We start from the raw sequence: 20,094 nt of genomic DNA on the forward strand, positions 1-20,094 counted from the left end.
AAAAATAATTACGCACAAAAAGACCACATTCCCGTTTAAGAAATGTAGTCTCTGCTTTACATCTTGTAAATAAGCCATTGATATTAACGATCCGGATCTTTAGGATGTAATACCGTAGGTCTACGATTTTTAAGTGGCATAGGTGATCTGAATATAACATCTCGAAATGCCCGATAAGAAAACGGGATAAACGGCCATAGATAAGGAATATGAAACGATTTTGTACGAATTAAAAGCATTATCCATAGTGTAAATCCTCCAACAAATCCAATTACGCCAAAAGCTGCGGTCAAAATGAGCAATAAGAGACGAAAAAGTCGATTAGCAAGACTTAATTCATAGGATGGTGTTGCGAATGTCCCCATTGCTGCAAGGGCCAAATATAAAATGACCTCATTAATAAACAGTCCTACCTCTACTGCTACTTGTCCAATCAAAATGGCCGATACAAGACCAAGCGCAGTCGCAAGGGAGGTTGGAGTATGAATGGTTGCCATCCTGAGTATATCAATCCCTATTTCTATAAGTAAAAATTGAACGAACAGAGGCAACGTTCCGTTTTGATCTACCCCAATAAACTGCATATTTGAACCGAGTAACCGTGGGTTTGTAGCAAATAAATACCATAGCGGCAAAATGAAAATTCCGATCCAAACGGCTATAAAACGAACAAGTCTCAAATATCCGCCAACAAGCGGCTTTTGTCTGTACTCTTCAGCATGTTGCAGATGATGCCAGAAAGTAGTAGGGGTAATAAGCACACTGGGCGATCCATCTACAAAGATCAATACGTGACCTTCATAAAGGTGAATAGCTGCTGTATCGGGACGCTCTGTGTACCTCACAAGAGGATAAGGATTTAAATGTCTTCCACAAATAAACTCTTCAATCGTCTTTTCGCCCATCGGTAAGCCATCTGTATCAATGTTACTAACAGAATCCTTAATTCTATTTACGATTTCAGGATCAGCAATATCTTCAATATAACTAACACAAATGTCTGTTTTGGACCTTCTACCTACTTGCATATATTCCATTCTTAACGTTTTATCTCTCACTCTTCTTCTCGTCAGTGATGTATTGAATACGATCGTTTCTACAAAGCCATCTCTCGCGCCCCTTGTTACACGCTCCAAATCTGGTTCCTGTGGTCCTCTGACCGGGTACGTTCTTGCATCGATCATAATAACTTCGCTCATACCTTCTACAATAAGGGCAGTTGGACCAGCAAGCACTAAATCCATTACAACATCCAGATCCTTTTGTCGATCAATTTCAACGTATGGGATATGTACTTTCATGAGCTTCTCAAGTGGATCAGGATCAAGTTGGGAAGGTTCAAGTCTTGATAGTAACTTCATAAGATAGTGAAGAATATCATCTTTGACAAAGCCATCGATTAAAAACATCGCCATTTTTCTACCTGCGTAATCAAGATCTAGTTGAATAACATCAAAACTTTTCCCAACACCTAATTCTTTATGAAGGAAATCGATATTTTCCTCAAATGAACGACTAACGGGATGAATGATCTTTTTTTGAGACATAGTTCCCCCTCCTCCCTTCCATCATTCACCATTCTTACATTATGCATACCTCATTGGAAAATTGGGCATAGAAAAACCAGCCTTTTAAGAAAGGCTGGTTATCTCATTCAATCGATCATTTCCGATAAGAGGTACTGATAAATTAAATGTGCTGTATGAAGCATTGAATCCTGATGTGTTCGCTCATATGCGTGGGAAGCATCAATACCAGGACCAATAAGCGCATGACGAACATCCACTCCTGCCCGAATGGCAGCTGATGCATCTGACCCATAATAAGGATAAATGTCGAGTTTATACTCAATCTTATTTTCCTCTGCAAGCTTCACAAGATGTTTACGTAAGCGATAATGATATGGACCGCTTGAATCTTTGGCACAGATCGAAACCGTATATTCATCAGAAGTTTGTCCATCTCCAAGTGCTCCCATATCCACAGCTATGTATTCGATGGTTTGATCAGGGATATTGGAATTACCACCATAACCAATTTCTTCATTATTCGAGATTAGAAAATGCGTCGTATGTGGAAGCCTGATGTTGTTTTCTTTTAGTTTCTTAATGTTTGCAAGAAGAAGAGCTACACTAGCTTTATCATCCAAATGGCGTGATTTAATAAATCCAGAATCGGTAATTTGGACACGAGGGTCAAAAGAAATAAAGTCACCAACACTCACTCCTAAATTCATGACATCTTCAGGATTAAAGACACGCTCATCAAGACGCACTTCCATGTTCTGTTCGTCTCGTTTGACCTCCCCATTGTTTTTATAAACATGAACAGAGGTTTGGTGTAAAAGAATCGTTCCAGTAAAACGCTTGCCATCTCCGGTGATAATCTCACAGTACTCACCTTCAATTGCATTAAATCGAAAACCACCAATTAAAGATAAGCGCAGGCGACCATCACTCTTAATTTCTTTCACCATCGCTCCCAATGTATCAACATGAGCTGTTAACATCCGTTGACGCGACGAATCTGCCCCTTCAATAGTAGCAATGAGTCCACCCTTATTATTTCGTTTTGTCTCTACTCCAAGCTCTTGCATTCTCCCCTCAACCCAACTAATGACTTCATCAGTGTAACCAGATGGGCTTGGAATACTAACTAATTCTTTCGTAGTTTGTAGAAGTTCTTCTGCATGAAATAAATCACTCATTGATTTCATCCTCTCAAATTGAATTAATTGGAAAAGCAAACGAATCCTTCTTCATATTTCAGTTAACTATCACATACATATGATGACAAGCTTACTCATTTGGAGGTATCGGGATGATCAAAAGAATTCACTACGTTATCATGCTAGGTATGATTGGTTTTTTTGCGCTCATCCTTGTTAACACTAGTAGTAATCCTGTTAGGGAATCATTTACGTATTTCCCACCTGATCCAGACGTCGCATTTGATTCAGCAAGCACATCTCTTTCTATTCTAACGCAGGACGATGAAGATGAATACACATTGGATTGGAAGACAGAATCAAGTCTTTCTGAAGTGGCTTACCTTCGTCAAGATTTATCATTTCTCTATGAAGAAGGTCGCCTGATTGATTCCATGTCAATTTGGAAAGAAAATACGGCTACACTTCGTCAAAAAAAAGAATCTACAAGTGAAGATAGCGGACATTATGAAGCGATTACCTACCATTATGGAGAAATCCATTACCCTAATGATGTAATTAAAAGTGCCCAGCAATTGAGTTATGACCAACTTTACGTCATTGACTCTCCGATGACACCACTTGAGTCTTTTAAAAAGGCTTCAAGTGAAGAGGAAAAAGAATGGCAATACATCCTCGATCATGCCATGGATCAACAAGCCCAGTTGGTTTTCAAAGCTATGGTAACAGAATATAATCTTCATCCTGAAGACTATTATATTTTCCCACTAACCTCGTTAGATCAATATCAACAGCGAACGCTCCCAGGACTATCTCAGAAACAGACCGCTGATACGATCGGAGGCATTTGGGAAGGTCTATACAAAAACTATTTCCTTGGCATAATTCCACCGAATGGCCCGACAGAATCACCTATTGGAAGTACAATTCCAATCATATTGCTTCATAAAGATTCACCATATTTACTCATCCTATTCCAAACGAAAAGTGGAAAGAACATTGAGCTTATTCAATACCTTAACGAGCCTATATTAGAGCCACAAGATACAGAAGAATAAAGAAAGGATTAATTGATTAATACTTTCTTCAGTTCTTCATAAGTCAATATTTCTGGAATATCTTTGCGAATTGCGTGGTCAACAGCTTCATTCCTGGAATTAAAATATATTGCATCAAAGCCTGCTTCTATAGCAGGCTTAATGTCATGATCCCACGTATCCCCTATGTAAAGATACTGCCCCGTACTTCCAAGAACATATTGAAATATGTCAACGTCTGGCTTTTCAATCCCTACAGTTTCTGAAATGTAAATATTCTCATGAGGGATCCATTGAAGCAGTTGAAGAGCTTTAATTTTTGCTAGCTGTGTTTCCTGCCCACCATTTGTAATAATGCCCAGCTCTATTCCACTATCCCTCAAATTAGATAGAATAGAGGAAACCCCGTCATATAATTCAGCGAAGGAGGCAACTTTAGATTGATATTCTCTTTGGAACTCTAACGCTTCCTCCTCAGAGCAAGTTAAGTTAAAATAGTCATTCGTTTTACAAAATCGCTTCACCTGGTACCGCTCTCTTGACCATCTACCTTCTTCATAGGCATTCCAATATTGATCGCAATTAGATTTGAATACATTAAACCACTGCTCAACTGAAACAGATTTACTTTTATTTAGCAACATTTTTTCTGCACAATGCAAAATGGTTTTTTTAAAGGCCTTTTCATGATCATAAAGAGTGTTATCTAAATCAAAGTAGATGTGTGTCCACTTCATCTAAAGCTCCCCCAGTCTCCGGTTAATCAAACTATTCCTTATTGTCTTCCCCCTATTCTAACCTTTTCAATTTTTAGAAGAAAGCTTTGTTAGCTTATATTGTTGATTCTCGACTTTTGCCTCATTCGAGTGGTCATCACAGAGCATAAATGAGCCAAAATCAACTGCGTGCATTAACATACCCTAGAACAAAGAAAAACCTCCACCGGTGAGGTAGAGGTTAAGATAGAAAAGAGCTAAAAAGTTTGTTACGTAAACCTGGAAATTTCAACGAATTTCCGACGACAAAGCGCCTTATCACCGCGACGCCTAGCAGCCCATTTAATAATCGGTATCGGTATTCATACAACACGACTACTAAAGATAATAGAACAAGAACCTTCGTTATTTTCATCATTCTCCTCCTGAAACTGTACTATATCTCTACTGTTTGCAGGTAATGACGTTTTTATCCATGATTCACAGAGGGGTCTTCACCTAATTTCTTATTATTCCAATAGCCCAAAATCACAGTAAATAATGGTGATAGCCATAGAAAGACTGCAAACGGAAGATAGCTTAACACCGATACCCCTAACGTTTCTGCAAAAAAGGCTCCCGATACTCCCCATGGAATTAACGGATTAATGAGCGTCCCAGCGTCTTCTAATGTACGGGAAAGATATTTCCGATCCACGCCTGCTTTATCATAAAACGGCTCAAACGTTTGACCAGGAAGAAGAATTGACAAATACTGCTCACCTGTTAACAAATTCACTCCAATTGCAGATGTGGCTGTGGCAGAAATTAAATGACCTCGCTTATTTAGAAGCTTTGTTAACCCGCTCATGAGGGATTGAATGATTCCCATCACTTGCAGAACGCCACCAAGTGCTAATGCTAAAATAATCAGTGAGACGCTCCACATCATTGATTGAAGGCCACCTCTATTTACGATTCCATTTACAAGATCACTTGATGTATCACTCACAAAACCATTTTGCATCGTTCCAAGAATTGAACCAGCTGAATACACGCCTTGTGTTAACATTGATACGATAATTCCCGCAAGAAGCCCGGCAAACAAAGTGACTAGGACAGGCACTCTTCTTACAGCAAGAACGAGCACGATAACAGGAGGAATTAACGTCCAGAGTGATATATTAAACTCACTTTGCAAAACCGACATAGCTTTGTTCAAATCCTCCGGGTTAACGGAAGTAGATAAATTTTTACTCATCATAAAAAAGAAGATTACTGCTACGACAATGGCTGGAATGGTAGTCTGTGTCATATGTCGAATATGAGTGAACAGATCTACTTTTGCAACAGCAGGAGCAAAGTTGGTCGTATCAGAGAGGGGAGACATTTTGTCTCCGAAGCATGCACCTGAAATAACAGCTCCAGCGGCCAAAGCCGGGTTAACACCCATTGCTGCTCCTATTCCCATCATCGCTACGCCAATGGTACCGATTGTAGTAAATGAACTGCCTGTAAAGCTTGAAACGATAATGGTCACGATCAATGCACTGATGAGAAACCACTCAGGCTGGATGAACTGAAGCCCTCCATATAACAATGTTGGCACCGTACCACTCTGCATCCATACGGCGATCATCATTCCTACTACAAAAAGAATGAGAACTGGCTTTAAGCCCGTAGTTATACTCTGCAGTAAAGCCTTCTCTATTTCTTCCCACTTCATACCAAGAATTAATCCCAAAATCCCCATTCCTACTACGCCAGCAAGAAGAGGAATATGCGGTTCTACCTTTAAGCCAATAATACTAAACAACATCCAGCTCATTAATAGCGCAATCACAACAAGCGCTATTGGAAATGATATTTTTTTCATTTTCTTTCTCTCCCTTGATCTATGTTCTCTCACCGATTAGTTTTGCTCTATCTGTATTTTTCCATTAAAAAAAGCCCTTCAATAATTGAAGGGACGAAATTTTTTCGCGGTACCACCCTTATTGACAGTAATAACTGCCCACTTATATCCTCAATATCGGGAGGATCACCCGTACCTAGCTCCTCAAATGTAATTTCACTCCTAGACGCCCTAGTTTTCACCAACCACCAGGTCTCTTCGACTGCTTATCTAGAGAAGCTACTTTTTCTGAATCTTCGCTTTTGTACTTTTATGCTTTTGTGCGTTTAAGTAACATCGTTATTCTATAATTGAATATGAGCTATGTCAAGGATAAGAGTTAAGATGTCAAAAAGCACCAGCCTAAGGCTGATGCTTTTTACATGCCAATATATCTTGAATAGAGTGCTTTTGCTCTTCCACTATCTTCTGTTCCTTGAATAAGTACCCGTCCATCTGGAAATAACACTAGTCTTTCCCCTTCCTCAAGTTGCGCTTTAAGTAAGAAAGGAGTTTTCTTAACTGTTGTTGTTTTTTCTAGCTTTGATGCCCATTCTTTTAAATCAAAATGACTTTCAAGCTGTATCTGAATCGTTTCTCTTCCACATAGAGAGGTGATATCCTGCTTAGCTCCCGCTTTTAATGATGGATATTCGTTTGTTTGGCATGTTGGACAACCTTCTTTAGGCGAAGAAAATTTCATCGCATAACTATGATTATGCCAAATATCCATTGTCATTAGGCTGCGATGAAGCTTCTCATGGTCTCCCGCTATATATTTCATAATCTCCGTCACTTGATACGATGCGATAATATCAACGATAGGAGAAATAACCCCGATCGTGTCACACGTTTCACCAGTCGTTCCTTCGCCACCCTGAATAAAGCAACGAAGGCAAGGCGTTTCACCAGGAACAAATAGTGCTGTCATTCCCCTTGAACTTACCGCCCCACCATATACAAAAGGAATATTCATTTTAAAACAAGCATCATTTAAAAGAAAACGTGTGGAAAAGTTATCGGTCCCGTCCATAACAAAGTCCACTTCTTCCATAAGGTCACTTACGTTACTTGCATTAACATCCGCTATGATCGCTTCGATTTCAACTGAGGAATTCATTTTTTCTAGTTTCTTTTTGGCTGCAATTGTTTTTGGTAACGCTGCCGAAACATCCTCTTCGTCAAAGAGCATTTGTCTTTGAAGATTGCTCTTCTCAACATAATCACGATCGACAATTCTTACACGACCGAAGCCCGCTCGCACAAGATGATTGGCAATCGCTGTCCCTAGTGCACCCATTCCTACAACAAGAGCCCGTGATTGACTGAAATTCTTTTGGCCTTCTTCGCCTATAGGAGAAAACAGCATTTGTCTTGAATACCTTTTAAAGTCATCCATTTAATCTCTCTCCTTTTGAACAAATTTATATTCTTCTTTTGTATTTACATTTAAAAACTGCTTTTTCAGTTCTTCAACTTTTATATATTGGGCATTAATTAATTCAAAAAGATCATTCATTTTTCTTTTTCCTGATAAAAGAAGCTCTTCGATAATGGATTTACAGGAAGAATGATAGATAGCACAGAGTGGCTGGCTTCTTCCTGAGCTCACCGGTATGACGGCCATTGCTTCTGGATGTTTGATCATTTCTTCAATTAGTGTAGAAAATAGACCATCTGTTACGAACGGCATATCACAAGCGACCGTTAGATAAAGATCACCATTCGTTTGAGTCATCCCAGAATAAAGACCTGCTAGCGGTCCCATCCCTACAAATTTTTCCTCATCTCTTATCACTCTTATATCTTCTGATGTGCTCATCCTAAACTGCTCTAATAAATCTCTATTTGTTACGATAATGGATTCATTTACAACAGGGTGAAGTTGATTCAGTACCACTTCATAAAAAGGCTTGCCGTGATAAGTGGCAAATGCTTTTGGGGATCCAAACCTTCTGGACTCCCCTCCTGCTAGCAATGTACCTATTATTTTCATAACCACCATGCCCCTCCCACAAGAGCGCCAATCATAGACGAGGCGAAATTGACCACGTCATTATTAAATCCTTTTATACCGCTGATTTTGACTGTCCTATTTCCACAATGCATATGGCGTTCGGTTTTTGAACCACATTTCTGACATTTTAATTCTTCTTGCAAGGTTGCTCCAATCAGCGTATCGCTTAAACAGCCGACAAATCCTGCGACCGTAACAATAACTAACCCTAGAAAAGATAAGTCAAAAACAAGTGAACCAACTCCTCCAATTAAACCAGCTCCGAGCAAAGACGCCAATATACCTGGCATACTAATAGCTCCAGAAGTGCCTGCCGGAACGAATTTCATCGTTATTATATGAAGGGGGCGTCGCTTTGAGAGAACGCCAAGTTCAGATGCCCAGGTATCAGAATTAGAAGTGGCAATCGCACTTAGAAAAATAAACAGCCATACATCCCCAGGGAATAAAAGCATCATTATTCCAGCGAAAGCAGCAACCCCACCATTTGCAAGAACTTGATACTGATCTCTCGAAGCGCCCTTTTCAACAATTTGTTCCACGCCATCTTTTAACTGCGCTTTATACTTACTCCATATAGTAGAAGTTAAAAAAAAGATACCAAGAAGCAAGAGCCCTTTCCAGCCAAAACCTAGTGCGATCGCGCACCCAACACCTGTGGCGGCTATTGCTCCATTTCTCGAAAGTGCATGAACTTTATATCCTAAAATACCTGTTATAGCACTTAAAAAAGCGTAAATGATCATTTTACGTTAACAAGCTGTTCATTAGTAATGATGGCTTCCACAGGTACGTCAAAAGATTCGGTTGGCACCTTTTCAACGACTTGAAATTGATAGGCAAGGGATACGGTTGAGTTTGAATAGTGTTGCAAATATCGATCATAGAAACCGCCACCAAATCCAATCCTAAAGCCATTAAGATCAAAAATGAGACCAGGAACAAGCAAAAGATTTATTTCTTCTGGGGGACACATTACTGTTTTATCGGGACGAGGTTCTTCCAACCCAAAATAAACGCTTTCTAGCTGATCCCACTCTGTTAAATAGCGAAAAGTCATCTGCTTCGTTTTCGGATTGCACTTCGGGACTGCTACTCTCTTTCCATTAGTCCAAGCTTTTTCTATAACTTTCTTCGTATTTATTTCACCTTTCATTGCCACGGTTAATCCGATCGTTTTAGCCTTTTTGAATGGTTCATATGTATAAAGACGTTCACGTATTTGTTCATCAAGCAATATTTTCTCATCAGCACTAATTTCTTTTAATTTCACTTTCATGTTTGTTCGCCATTCATGTTTTGATTGCATCATCATTCCTCCTACTTTTCTCTTCTATTAGTTTACGAGAAAATGTGCAAATAAAAAAGCAGTAGGATATCCTACTGCTTACTTTGTTTCGCGATGTAACGTCTGCTTTTTAAGTCTTGGGCTGTATTTTTTAAGTTCAAGACGATCAGGGTTAGTACGTTTGTTCTTCGTCGTGATGTAGTTACGATCGCCTGTTTCAGTGCAAGCCAATGTAATTTGTACGCGCATGAATATCCCTCCAAATCCTATCAAACTGTTCATTTAACAACATACTTCATTATGATAACAAACATATCTCATTCAATCAAGTTGTTTTTGTTGAAGAAAGTGACTCATATTTCTCAAGATAATCCTTCACCACATCTACGTACGTTGCATGTGACCAGGTTAAGGGTGCTACAGATAGTGGTTTACCCGTGTAAGGATGAACCTGCTCTGGTAGTATACCACTTGTGAGGGCCTGCTTAAATACCCAATCAATATGATTCTTCGCATCGCGAAGTTGTTCAATCGTTTGAGCACTAGAAATTTTCCATTTGGCGATCCATAGAGTACAAATAACCCAAGGATTCCCTGGTACTTCTTCTACATTTTGTGATTGTTGAAAATAATAATCACTAACATAACGTGCTACACCGCCTATACTTGTTTTGACAGACAGGCGTTTTTCAATTTCTTCCATTGTACGAACGACCCTTGGATCATCTGCAGGGAATACTCCAAAAGCAAATAGACCAAACAAACTGCTTTCTATTGTATAATCCTTCGTTATCTCTCCAGTCTCACCATTGCGGTACAACCCCCGAATAAAGCAGGAACGGGTCTTATCATATAAATGTGTCTCAATTCCTTTTTTGATCCGCTGCGCCCCTTCAAAATAGCTATCAGCGCGGTCATCTTCACCAAATAGCCTTGCAAACGAATGAGCTGCCATCAAACCTCCATAGCAAGCTGAAGCTGTAAAGCTAAAAATTCCAAATCGCTCTTCCCAAAGATCGTAAGAAGGAAGTGGTAAATCTAGCGCTTCATCCATAAATTGCAACAAGAACTTAGCTCCTGGCCGTACTAAGAACTTATAGAGCGATTGAGCAAATTCAATATCTCCTGTCGATTGATAATGCTCCCAAAAGGCCCAGAGAACAAGAGCAGTTTCATCTTCTTGTATTGGAAGCTGAGATTGCTTTAAACGATCCACATAGGGATGCCAGCTCGATCCTACAGAGCCATCAGGATTGTATTTGTGATGTAAATACCCTTCTTTTGAAAGAAGCTCTGCACAGCAGCGATAGAAGTTCGCCACCATTCCATGGTAACCTGCTTTTGACATCGCTGAAGCAATGAGAGCGCCATCTCTTGGCCACATATAACTATAATGGTCTCGATTGTAATGCAAAATGTCTGAATCATTCGCCGCAATAATCGTTCCATTTTGGTTGGTTTGCGTTCGAACAATTAATAAGCTTCTTTTATAAAGTGAAAGAATGTCCGATCCTAAGTCTGTCTCAGGTAACACCGACTTATTCACCCAACGGTTCCAGTACATCCGAATTTTTTCAACAGTCAATTGTGTTCCAATCTCACTTACATACTCATGAATACTACTAACTTCTTCCTTCGTCCTTCCAACTGTCATCCAATAATAGGCTACTTTCTCACTGTTAGGTTCCAGCTTCGTTTCCAAAGAAAATGTGCTATCTACTGATCCCTGTGCGATGGGATTCACATGTAAGTGGCCGTCTTCAGCATCGCGCCACGTACCTTCAGCAGCCTGGAATCGTTTCACACCAGAAGTATACTGTTTAATTCCCGCCCCATCTATTTCACCATTAAAAAGAAAATATCGATATCGTTTGTAATGAATCATCGACTTAGTGTCAGGACAATAATAAGCTGTATCGCCTACTTCAGTTTCATAAATATTTAGATCTTGATGAAAAAAAATCCTAACGTCACGTCTTTGACCTTCAAGGTTATGAATCGTAATCTTACGAATCATCAGCATCTCACGCTGATGGACCCCCTCTTCAAACACAAGCTTAAGTCCAAGATGAGGATGGACAGCCGTACTATATGTTACCAGCGTGTCTTGATCATAATTAGGCTGAATCTCCCATTCAGATGAATGTAACCATGAAAATTTCCCATCTACCCAAACCCCTATACGATTTGCATGACCTTGAACGTGATTTTGCTGCCCAACATACGGATAATAAATATCTCGTATTTGAAGAAACTGATCCATATTTATAAGCAATTGTCCATTTCCTATTACTAAGTGTCTTGGCATTTTGCTACCTCCTATCCATCTCCTACACTAGTTTATTGCACGAGTGGACAGGTCATTACTTAAGCTTTCTAATTATATGAAAAAACCACACTCTAATTTAGAGTGTGGTTCGATCACTATGCATTAAGGTCGTATCGTTTCCCCTTCACAACATAAATCACGCTTTCGGAAATGTTCGTACAGTGATCACCAATACGTTCAACATAGCGGCATATAAATGAAAGCTGTTGAATTTGACTAACACTTTCAGGATGTTCGGTCATTAACTCAAGTAGCTCCTTCACAAGACGACCATACATGTTGTCAATTTCATCATCTGCATCCGCAACAGCCATTGCCTTATTCACATCTTCATCATAGAAAGATGCAAGCACTTCTTTCAGCATGTTGTTTGCTTTCTGAGCGAGCGCTGGAATTTCTTCGATCGGCTTTACAAATGGTTTATCGCCAATACGAATAATCGACTTTGCAATGTTAACTGCTAGATCTCCAACCCGCTCAACATCAGTTGTAATTTTCAGGGCTGAAATAAGTCTTCTTAGATCGGTTGCAAGCGGCTGCTCCTTCGCGATTAACCAAATCGCTGTTTCGTTAATCTCTTCCTCGAGGCGGTTAATTTTATAATCATTATCAATAATTTCAAGTGCTTTATCAACATCCTGATTCTTTAATGCAGTAATCGCATCATCAACCGCCAACTGCGCTAAAGAGCCTAGTTCAAGAAGCTTAGTCTTTATTTCATCTAACTGTTCTTGGAAATTTTCTCTTACTACCATAAATGCTCACCCCCGAAATAATTAACCGAAACGGCCTGTAATATAGTCTTCTGTTCGCTTATCTGTAGGATTAGAGAATAACTGGTTCGTATCAGAAAACTCTACGACTTCACCGTTTAAGAAAAAGGCCGTTTTATCAGAGATACGAGCTGCTTGTTGCATGTTGTGCGTTACGATAATAATACTGAAATCTTTCTTTAACTCTTGAACAAGTTCTTCTACTTTTAGAGTAGAGATTGGGTCAAGCGCAGATGTTGGCTCATCCATCAAGATAACATCAGGCTCAATTGCGAGACAGCGAGCGATACAAAGGCGCTGTTGCTGACCACCAGATAAACCGTAAGCATTTTCGCTAAGACGATCTTTTACTTCTTCCCAAAGCGCTGCACCTTTTAAGCTTTTTTCGACAATTTCATCAAGTACTTTTTTGTTTTTAATGCCGTGAATTTTGGGACCATAAACGACATTTTCATAGATTGATTTTGGAAATGGATTCGGCTTTTGGAAAACCATCCCCACTTTTGTGCGCAAATCTTCTACTTTGTATTTGTTCTCAAAAATATTTTTCCCACGATAGTTAATATCACCAGACATTTTTACAATTGGCACCATTTCAACCATTCTATTAAGAGCTTTAATAAACGTGGATTTACCACAACCGGATGGCCCGATAATGGCTGTTACCTGTTTTTCTGGAATTTCGAATTTAATATCTTTTAGAGCCTGGTCTTTTCCGTACCATAAATTAAAATTTTGAATGCTATATACAGAATCTTTTTCTTTTATCTGTTCTTCTGACCGCGGAGCTTTTACGACTTTCTTTTCATCCATAACTGTTTTCATTTTCAAAATCCCCTTTACACATTGATGAGAGTTTTACGTAGCTACAGTCTTTTAGAAAACTTATTTCGAATTAAGACAGCAATTGAATTCATAATGAGCAACATCGCAAGAAGAACGATAATTCCAGCTGCCGCAACATCATGGAACTCTGTCTGAGGTCGACTTGTCCAGTTGAAAATTTGGATTGGCATAACGGTGAAGCCGGACAAGAAATTCTCAGGCAAGTAAGCTACAAACGTTAATGCACCAATCATAAGAAGTGGCGCTGTTTCACCGATTGCGCGTGATAGCGCAAGAATTCCTCCTGTTAAAATCCCAGGGATCGCAGCTGGTAATACAACCTTTTTGATTGTTTGCCATTTCGTAGCACCCATCGCATAAGAAGCCTCTCGAAGTTCTTTTGGAACCGAACGTACAGCTTCTTGAGCAGCAACAACGATTATTGGCAAAATTAATAAACTCATCGTTAAACCACCGGCTAGAACACTGCGCCCCATTTCCAACATCCGAACAAATACAGTTAGACCAAGTAAACCAAAAACGATCGAGGGCACACCTGCTAAGTTTGAAATATTTATTTGAATAAACGTTGTAAACTTATTTTTCTTTGCATATTCTTCAAGGTAAATCGCGGTTCCAACTCCAATTGTAAGTGCCACTGGAGCTATCACTGCCATCATCCATAAAGTACCGAAAAATGCTGCTTTAATCCCTGCTTTTTCAGGGAAACGAGACGCGAAATTTTGAAAGAACTCAAGATTTAAGTAACCAATTCCTTGAGTGAATATCCGATATAACAAGATAACAAGCACTACGAGTGCTAGCATTGTTGCTCCAAAGAAAATTCCTTTAAGAATCTTATTTTGTGCCAGTCTGGTTTGCATTTTACTTTTTACTTTTGCCTGATCTACTAATTGCATTAGTATTCCTCCCTGAATCTACGAGAAATATATTGCGCGATAAGGTTCATGATAAGTGTGAAAAGGAAGAGCGTCATCCCAACAGCATAAATGCTGTAGTAAATTGTTGTTCCATAACCAGCATCCCCTAGACTTACCTGCACAATATAAGATGTCATTGTCTGTATAGACTCCGTTACATCTAGAGTAAGTTTTGGTGTTGCACCACCTGCGACTGTTACGATCATTGTTTCACCGATTGCTCTTGAAATCGCAAGTACAAAAGATGCAATAATTCCTGATAATGCTGCTGGTAGAACTACTTTCACAGCAACCTCAAATCGTGTAGCGCCAAGTCCGAGTGCACCTTCTCGAATTGCGTTCGGTACAGAGCTCATCGCATCCTCTGAGAGAGATGCAACCATAGGAATAATCATAATCCCTACAACGATACCGGGGCTTAACGCGTTGAAAATAGGAAGACTCGGAATAATATTTTGTAGAACTGGTGTAACAAAAGTTAAAGCAAAGAAACCATATACAATCGTAGGAATACCTGCTAATACTTCCAGAATCGGCTTAATGATTCTTCTAACGCTATCACTTGCATATTCACTCAAATAAATGGCTGCTGCTAAACCTAACGGAATGGCAACGAGCATGGCGATCCCGGTAATCATTAATGTTCCAGAAATCAGTGGCCAGATTCCATAATCAGGGTTGTCTCCAAAAAACGGGTACCAATCTTTATTCGTAAAGAATTCAATAATTGAAACACGGTTGAAAAACGTAATTGTTTCTACAATCAATGTAAAAACAATACCAAGCGTTGTTAATACAGAGATAATTGCACATAAAAGCAATAAGCCCGGTACAAGTTTCTCCATAAACTTCGCTCGTGATTGATTTTTCTCTTTTTTGTCTTTAATCATCTGACGAACAGAGCTTTGCATTTATTACTCCCCCTCACAAAGAGCAAAACAGGATAAAGTGAGGAGCCGTAACTCCTCACCAATCTGTTTCATTTTATTCTTACTTACCAGCGATTTCTTCTAGTTTGTTCATGTCTTCTGTATACTTTTCTTCTGGAAGAGCTACATATCCAACTGCTTCTGCCATTTCACCAGCGTTTTCTAGTGCATATTTAGTGAAATCATATACTGCAGGATTTTCTTCTACTGCAGAGTGCTTCACATAAGTGTATAGCGGGCGAGACAGTGGCTCATATGTTCCATCTTGAATTGTTTCTGCATTTGGTTCTACAGCTTCACCGTCACCATTAACGATTGGAACAATGTTAAGGCTATCTTTGTTTTCAAGGTAGTAAGCATAACCGAAGAATGCCATACCGTTTTTAGAGCCAGTTACACCATTTACAAGTACATTGTCATCTTCAGAAAGTGTTGCTTCTTTCACCATTTGCTCATCTTCTAGTACTACTTCATTAAAGTAGTCATACGTTCCAGAATCTGTACCAGGGCTAAATAATTCGATTTTTTCTTCAGGCCATTCAGGGTTAACGTCGCTCCACATCGTTGCTTCGCCTAACCAGATTTTCTTTAAGTCGTCAATTGTAAGCTGATCTACCCAATCATTCTCAGAGTTAACAACGATAGAAAGACCGTCTTTTGCAATTTCAAATTCTGTGAAGTCAATACCAGCTTCTTCAAGTGCAGCTGTTTCTTCTTCCTTGATTGGACGAGAAGCGTTACTCATGTCTGTTTCACCAGCAGAGAATTTCTCAAATCCACCACCAGAACCTGAAACACCTACACTAACTTTTACATCAGGTTGTACAGAAGCGTATTCTTCAGCAACTGCTTCCATAATCGGGAATACTGTAGAAGATCCGTCCATTAGAACTTCGCCAGATACTTCTTCACCAGAAGCTTCTCCGCCGCTGTTTGTGTTACCAGAATTATTTCCGCAAGCTGCTGCGAAAATCATTACCATCGACATAACTACCATAAGCATAATGCCCTTGAACTTCATGTAATTTCCCCCTAAATGGATGTTTGTACTTTGTGACCAACCAGGTTGTTTGTGTATTGGCCTCTCAATCACAATTCTTAGAATACAGGCTAGATATTAATGTCGTATAAACCGAATGTAAAGAGATTGTAAATGCGTGTCGGAAAACGTTTTAATTAGTCTTTTTGGTGCATACCTTACTTTTGCAATGCATTCAGCCTATCACTTCACCTCAATCTGACAGATATTATTCATTAATTTGTCCTTAAACAATAAAAAAAACCGCTTTTCAGCGGTTTTTCATGAAATGCTATTCTGTTTCTTTTTTGTTAGCCTCAATAGGTTTCTTCGCTTCATCTTTTAAATCAAAATAAGCATCTAGAACGCGTCCACCTATTTTTTTATTAACATATCCTGAAGAAGAATCATTTACTTCTGGAACTACTACAGAAAAGGCTACTTCGGGATTATCATAAGGTGCATAGCCAACAAGGGTCAAATTATATCCATCTCCGATTTGCGCTGTTCCAGTCTTCCCAGCAGCTTGATAATCATCACTTTGGAAATAAGGATAATGTGTACCTGCGGTTCCATTTGCCGTATTCATAACCATCCACATCCCCTTTTGGACATGTGTCACTTCTTCTTCACTCATTTTAATTTTGTTTAACACCTCTGGAGTGTTTTGGAAAAGAATAGTATTTGATAGACCATCTTTTTCAGAAGGTTCATGAACTTCTTTTAATATGTGTGGCTCAATACGATAGCCGCCATTTGCGATTGTAGAGGTATACTGAGCCATTTGCATTGGTGTATACGTATCATACTGTCCAATTGCAAAATCGAGAATTTTACCAAATTCATTCACACCTCCGTTTAATCCTGCACTTTCACCAGGGAGATCAACCCCGGTTTTAACGCCTAGACCAAACTGAGAGAATGACTCTTTTAGCTCATCGTAAGCTGAAGGGTCATAACTACTACTTTCGTACGGAGCATAGTCATAGTCAGCCATCTTCATCGCGATTTTCCACATATATACGTTTGAAGATCTTTGTAAAGCAACTAGGTCTGATATAGGCCCCATTGCATTAGCCGTATATGAAGATTTTTTACCTTCGTCCTTAAAGTATAAAACTTCATCCACAAGCGTCGTATTCGGGTTAATAACACCATACTGATAACCTGTTAAAACAGTTGCTCCTTTAACAGTCGATCCCATTGCGTAGGAGTCACCGATCACTCCAAACGTTCGGTCTTTAAACTCTCCGTTGCTATATTCCTTACCAGCAAGAGAAAGAATTTCACCTGTTTTGGGATCCATCATGACTACATAGCCTCGTGTTGCCCCATATTGTCTTGCATCACGAAGCTCTTCATCGAGAATTTTCTCGACTTCCTTTTGAAGATCGATGTCTAATGAGAGGACCAAATCGTTTCCTCTTTGTCCTTCAATTACTTTCGGTTCACCAATTGGCTCTCCTGATTTGTCGGTCACGTAGGTTTGCTTTTCTTTTTGACCTTTTAAGTACTCTTCATATTCTTTCTCGAGATAGCTAATCCCCACTTTGTCATTTCTTTCGTAATCTCTCAAACCATAATAATCTAACTCATCCTTAGGGATTGGTCCGACCCTTCCGAAAATTGTTTGAAGAGTATTTCCATAGGGATATTCTCGAGTTGCGTCTGCTTGAATTTCTATTCCAGGTAGTGAACCAAGGTTTTCACTTACTTTAGCAATTTCATCTTCAGTTAAACCAATCTTAATTGTTTGAGATGATAAAGCGTACCCAGTATCCATCGCCCTTTTGATAGCAGCTACCTCAAGCTCTTGTGGATCGTTCTTAATCTCTTCTAAATCATCATCATTAATCCGTTCAATTTGGAGTTGATAAGCCTCACTCGACTCAAGTTCTTCCCACTCTTTTTCCGTTAGCTTTGCCTTCGCTTTTTCCGGATTCGTTACAATCCAATAATCTTTAAGATCTCGATCAATGACATCATCTGTATCTTTTTCAATATACCCAGCTAATTTCTGAGCTAATTCAAGCCTCTCAGCTTGCTTAGTATTCTGCGTTCGGATATATGTAAGCGCAAATTCAGGGTTATTATCAACCAGAACTCGCCCATAACGGTCATACATTTTCCCACGAGGTGCTGTTGATTCTGCTGTAACATTCTCAGTTTGCTCAGAAACACGCTCGTATTCTTCACCGTTTACAATCTGTATAACGCCCAGTCGAAGAATTAATGTAGAAAACAAAAGGAATACAGATAAAAATAATATATTTAGCCTTAAAGGCACATGATTTTTCTTTTTCTTCGTGTTCACGATAGACTCCCTTCCCTTAAACAAATATAGACACCTGTTCCAGACAGGTGTCTCTGCTCTCTCTTCTACTTACTATACTTAGTGAAATAAAAAAAGTAAAGGGTCTAATGAGCTATTGTACGGTGTCAGGAGAAGGGTTTGGGGGATGGGGAGCTTGAAGTTTTCTTACAAATAAGTAAATAAACGAATGGCCAGCACCAACAATTAATAATAAAATCGGAATGCTCGTTTCATCGTCGAATAACGCTACTGTTATTAAGAATAAAAGAACGGAAACAATTCGTCCTAAGTTTAAGTATACCTCTCGAACGACAATATACTCAATCCGCATTTCAGCTGCATTCCAAGCCTTACCGATCACATCGTACGTAAGCGAAATGTAGGGGACAAGTAAAAGTGGATAAGCAAGAGAAATACAAACACCATACATTAACAACCGGGCAAACGTTAGGTCGGATACAAGTAAAAAAACCGAAGCGTAAAGAATAAGTCCGCCATATAAAATAGCCTTCTTACGATATCGCGGTTTAATCAATCTCGTCGCCAAATAATAAGCTAAAAACGATACTCCTGAATTAACAAGTCCAAAAGTACCAATTGCAAGCTCACTTTCCGTCGTAATAAAAACTAGGACAACGATAATGAAAATAAAGGTACCTTCTCTTATACCTTGAAAAAAATGCGCGTGTAAAATGTTAAGCCAATCTGTATTCGCTTTTCTTTCTTGAAAAACACGTGTAAATGAAAAAGTCCCTTTGGCAGAACGACGTTCGAGAAAGAAACTTAAGATTACAGCTGCGAAAAACAAAGCAAGTGAGACGGCAAATATTACTTTGTACCCCGTGAATGCTTCTAGACTTGAAATAATAACACCAGCAAATATTGGCCCAATCATCCCAGCGAAAGATGTAAGTAAACCAAGGAATCCATTAAAGAAATCCCTTGTGTCCGGTTCTGTAATTTCGAATGTTAGCACATTAAATGCAAGCCAATAAAAGCCAAACCCTATTCCGAGTAAAGCGCCCAGTAAGATAAGCAAATGACTAGCGTTCTGACCAAGAAAAAGCACTGTTATATAGAAAAGAGCGAGAAAAATCACTCCAATCCGCAATACAATAACTCTATCCATTTTTTTAGCCCATCTACCTGCGAGAATAAAGGTAAGCGGCTGACTTATAACCGCAGCAAGGTTGTATATACCTATATCCGCAAAATCACCAGACTGCTTCCACAAGTAAACATTTACGAACGTATTTGAGAGCGCAATACTCAGCGCGTATAAACCACCGATTGTAAGTAATAACAACAAATCTTTTGTTACCTCTATCTCACCAATCATATGTTTTATAACTTTCATAACAAACTC

Annotated in this window: 19 protein-coding genes and 1 other annotated feature; of the genes, 1 reads left to right on the forward strand and 18 read right to left on the reverse strand. The window is 39.2% G+C overall.

The features are described from left to right. Positions 1-83 precede the first annotated feature (83 nt). Both AC0VYV_RS14360 and AC0VYV_RS14365 read right to left on the reverse strand, forming a co-directional pair. Positions 84-1,547, reverse strand: a complete 1,464-nt coding sequence (locus AC0VYV_RS14360; RefSeq protein WP_475367752.1) for a spore germination protein — start codon at positions 1,545-1,547, stop codon at positions 84-86. A gap of 107 nt (positions 1,548-1,654) precedes the next feature. Continuing rightward, on the reverse strand, positions 1,655-2,707 hold the full coding sequence (locus AC0VYV_RS14365; protein ID WP_430244288.1) for a M42 family metallopeptidase: 1,053 nt from the start codon (positions 2,705-2,707) through the stop codon (positions 1,655-1,657). A 113-nt stretch (positions 2,708-2,820) separates the two neighbouring features. Between AC0VYV_RS14365 and AC0VYV_RS14370 the strand changes: the two genes are divergently transcribed. Beyond that, positions 2,821-3,726 carry a hypothetical protein gene (locus AC0VYV_RS14370; RefSeq protein ID WP_475367753.1) on the forward strand — a complete coding sequence of 302 codons (906 nt, stop codon included), beginning with the start codon at positions 2,821-2,823 and terminating at the stop codon, positions 3,724-3,726. An 8-nt stretch (positions 3,727-3,734) separates the two neighbouring features. On the opposite strand, the gene AC0VYV_RS14375 is transcribed toward AC0VYV_RS14370, so the two are convergent. From AC0VYV_RS14375 to AC0VYV_RS14450, 16 genes are all read right to left on the reverse strand, one after another. After that, the gene (locus AC0VYV_RS14375; RefSeq protein WP_475367754.1) at positions 3,735-4,442 is read right to left on the reverse strand and encodes an HAD family hydrolase; all 708 of its coding nucleotides are present in this window, start codon (positions 4,440-4,442) and stop codon (positions 3,735-3,737) included. A gap of 220 nt (positions 4,443-4,662) precedes the next feature. Next, positions 4,663-4,836: a hypothetical protein gene (locus tag AC0VYV_RS14380; RefSeq protein ID WP_194222167.1), complete on the reverse strand. Its 174-nt coding sequence runs from the start codon at positions 4,834-4,836 to the stop codon at positions 4,663-4,665. A 54-nt stretch (positions 4,837-4,890) separates the two neighbouring features. Next, positions 4,891-6,276, reverse strand: a complete 1,386-nt coding sequence (gene nhaC / locus AC0VYV_RS14385; protein ID WP_475365486.1) for a Na+/H+ antiporter NhaC — start codon at positions 6,274-6,276, stop codon at positions 4,891-4,893. Positions 6,277-6,362: 86 nt separating this feature from the next. Continuing rightward, positions 6,363-6,561 (reverse strand) — a binding site (T-box leader). 112 nt (positions 6,562-6,673) lie between these two features. Then, positions 6,674-7,693 (reverse strand): ThiF family adenylyltransferase, encoded by a 1,020-nt coding sequence (locus tag AC0VYV_RS14390; RefSeq protein ID WP_475365487.1) that lies wholly within the window; start codon positions 7,691-7,693, stop codon positions 6,674-6,676. Then, complete coding sequence (gene mobA / locus AC0VYV_RS14395; protein ID WP_475374894.1) at positions 7,694-8,290, reverse strand: molybdenum cofactor guanylyltransferase; 597 nt, start codon at positions 8,288-8,290, stop codon at positions 7,694-7,696. It lies immediately after the preceding gene. After that, a complete protein-coding gene (locus AC0VYV_RS14400; RefSeq protein WP_475365488.1) occupies positions 8,287-9,057 on the reverse strand; it encodes a DUF92 domain-containing protein in 771 nt (256 codons plus the stop codon). The genes mobA and AC0VYV_RS14400 overlap by 4 nt, the downstream gene beginning before the upstream one ends. Then, complete coding sequence (locus AC0VYV_RS14405) at positions 9,054-9,620, reverse strand: 5-formyltetrahydrofolate cyclo-ligase (protein ID WP_475365489.1); 567 nt, start codon at positions 9,618-9,620, stop codon at positions 9,054-9,056. The genes AC0VYV_RS14400 and AC0VYV_RS14405 overlap by 4 nt, the downstream gene beginning before the upstream one ends. 78 nt (positions 9,621-9,698) lie before the next feature. After that, on the reverse strand, positions 9,699-9,848 hold the full coding sequence (gene rpmG, locus AC0VYV_RS14410; RefSeq protein ID WP_048308894.1) for a 50S ribosomal protein L33: 150 nt from the start codon (positions 9,846-9,848) through the stop codon (positions 9,699-9,701). Between the two features lie 76 nt (positions 9,849-9,924). Next, positions 9,925-11,907: a glycoside hydrolase family 15 protein gene (locus AC0VYV_RS14415; protein WP_226614275.1), complete on the reverse strand. Its 1,983-nt coding sequence runs from the start codon at positions 11,905-11,907 to the stop codon at positions 9,925-9,927. A gap of 116 nt (positions 11,908-12,023) precedes the next feature. Next, positions 12,024-12,683: a phosphate signaling complex protein PhoU gene (gene phoU, locus AC0VYV_RS14420; RefSeq protein WP_475365490.1), complete on the reverse strand. Its 660-nt coding sequence runs from the start codon at positions 12,681-12,683 to the stop codon at positions 12,024-12,026. Positions 12,684-12,704: 21 nt separating this feature from the next. Continuing rightward, complete coding sequence (gene pstB / locus AC0VYV_RS14425) at positions 12,705-13,526, reverse strand: phosphate ABC transporter ATP-binding protein PstB (protein ID WP_224883996.1); 822 nt, start codon at positions 13,524-13,526, stop codon at positions 12,705-12,707. Positions 13,527-13,567: 41 nt separating this feature from the next. Next, complete coding sequence (gene pstA, locus AC0VYV_RS14430; RefSeq protein ID WP_160918775.1) at positions 13,568-14,446, reverse strand: phosphate ABC transporter permease PstA; 879 nt, start codon at positions 14,444-14,446, stop codon at positions 13,568-13,570. Further along, the gene (pstC, locus tag AC0VYV_RS14435) at positions 14,446-15,378 is read right to left on the reverse strand and encodes a phosphate ABC transporter permease subunit PstC (protein ID WP_098444237.1); all 933 of its coding nucleotides are present in this window, start codon (positions 15,376-15,378) and stop codon (positions 14,446-14,448) included. Before pstC ends, pstA begins: the two co-directional genes overlap by 1 nt. A 79-nt stretch (positions 15,379-15,457) precedes the next feature. Further along, positions 15,458-16,417 (reverse strand): PstS family phosphate ABC transporter substrate-binding protein, encoded by a 960-nt coding sequence (locus tag AC0VYV_RS14440; RefSeq protein WP_475365491.1) that lies wholly within the window; start codon positions 16,415-16,417, stop codon positions 15,458-15,460. Positions 16,418-16,706: 289 nt separating this feature from the next. Next, on the reverse strand, positions 16,707-18,728 hold the full coding sequence (locus tag AC0VYV_RS14445) for a peptidoglycan D,D-transpeptidase FtsI family protein (protein ID WP_475367757.1): 2,022 nt from the start codon (positions 18,726-18,728) through the stop codon (positions 16,707-16,709). Between the two features lie 112 nt (positions 18,729-18,840). Then, positions 18,841-20,085 (reverse strand): MFS transporter, encoded by a 1,245-nt coding sequence (locus tag AC0VYV_RS14450; protein WP_475365493.1) that lies wholly within the window; start codon positions 20,083-20,085, stop codon positions 18,841-18,843. Positions 20,086-20,094: the final 9 nt, after the last annotated feature.

This window comes from Anaerobacillus sp. QJM3NY_17 (assembly GCF_056173665.1).

Bases quoted from the DNA above. Each gene is read 5' to 3' on its own strand.
- AC0VYV_RS14360 (WP_475367752.1), bottom strand. From the start codon at position 1,547: ATGTCTCAAAAAAAGATCATTCATCCCGTTAGTCGTTCATTTGAGGAA.
- AC0VYV_RS14365 (WP_430244288.1), bottom strand. From the start codon at position 2,707: ATGAGTGATTTATTTCATGCAGAAGAACTTCTACAAACTACGAAAGAA.
- AC0VYV_RS14370 (WP_475367753.1), top strand. From the start codon at position 2,821: ATGATCAAAAGAATTCACTACGTTATCATGCTAGGTATGATTGGTTTT.
- AC0VYV_RS14375 (WP_475367754.1), bottom strand. From the start codon at position 4,442: ATGAAGTGGACACACATCTACTTTGATTTAGATAACACTCTTTATGAT.
- AC0VYV_RS14380 (WP_194222167.1), bottom strand. From the start codon at position 4,836: ATGAAAATAACGAAGGTTCTTGTTCTATTATCTTTAGTAGTCGTGTTG.
- nhaC (WP_475365486.1), bottom strand. From the start codon at position 6,276: ATGAAAAAAATATCATTTCCAATAGCGCTTGTTGTGATTGCGCTATTA.
- AC0VYV_RS14390 (WP_475365487.1), bottom strand. From the start codon at position 7,693: ATGGATGACTTTAAAAGGTATTCAAGACAAATGCTGTTTTCTCCTATA.
- mobA (WP_475374894.1), bottom strand. From the start codon at position 8,290: ATGAAAATAATAGGTACATTGCTAGCAGGAGGGGAGTCCAGAAGGTTT.
- AC0VYV_RS14400 (WP_475365488.1), bottom strand. From the start codon at position 9,057: ATGATCATTTACGCTTTTTTAAGTGCTATAACAGGTATTTTAGGATAT.
- AC0VYV_RS14405 (WP_475365489.1), bottom strand. From the start codon at position 9,620: ATGCAATCAAAACATGAATGGCGAACAAACATGAAAGTGAAATTAAAA.
- rpmG (WP_048308894.1), bottom strand. From the start codon at position 9,848: ATGCGCGTACAAATTACATTGGCTTGCACTGAAACAGGCGATCGTAAC.
- AC0VYV_RS14415 (WP_226614275.1), bottom strand. From the start codon at position 11,907: ATGCCAAGACACTTAGTAATAGGAAATGGACAATTGCTTATAAATATG.
- phoU (WP_475365490.1), bottom strand. From the start codon at position 12,683: ATGGTAGTAAGAGAAAATTTCCAAGAACAGTTAGATGAAATAAAGACT.
- pstB (WP_224883996.1), bottom strand. From the start codon at position 13,526: ATGAAAACAGTTATGGATGAAAAGAAAGTCGTAAAAGCTCCGCGGTCA.
- pstA (WP_160918775.1), bottom strand. From the start codon at position 14,446: ATGCAATTAGTAGATCAGGCAAAAGTAAAAAGTAAAATGCAAACCAGA.
- pstC (WP_098444237.1), bottom strand. From the start codon at position 15,378: ATGCAAAGCTCTGTTCGTCAGATGATTAAAGACAAAAAAGAGAAAAAT.
- AC0VYV_RS14440 (WP_475365491.1), bottom strand. From the start codon at position 16,417: ATGAAGTTCAAGGGCATTATGCTTATGGTAGTTATGTCGATGGTAATG.
- AC0VYV_RS14450 (WP_475365493.1), bottom strand. From the start codon at position 20,085: ATGAAAGTTATAAAACATATGATTGGTGAGATAGAGGTAACAAAAGAT.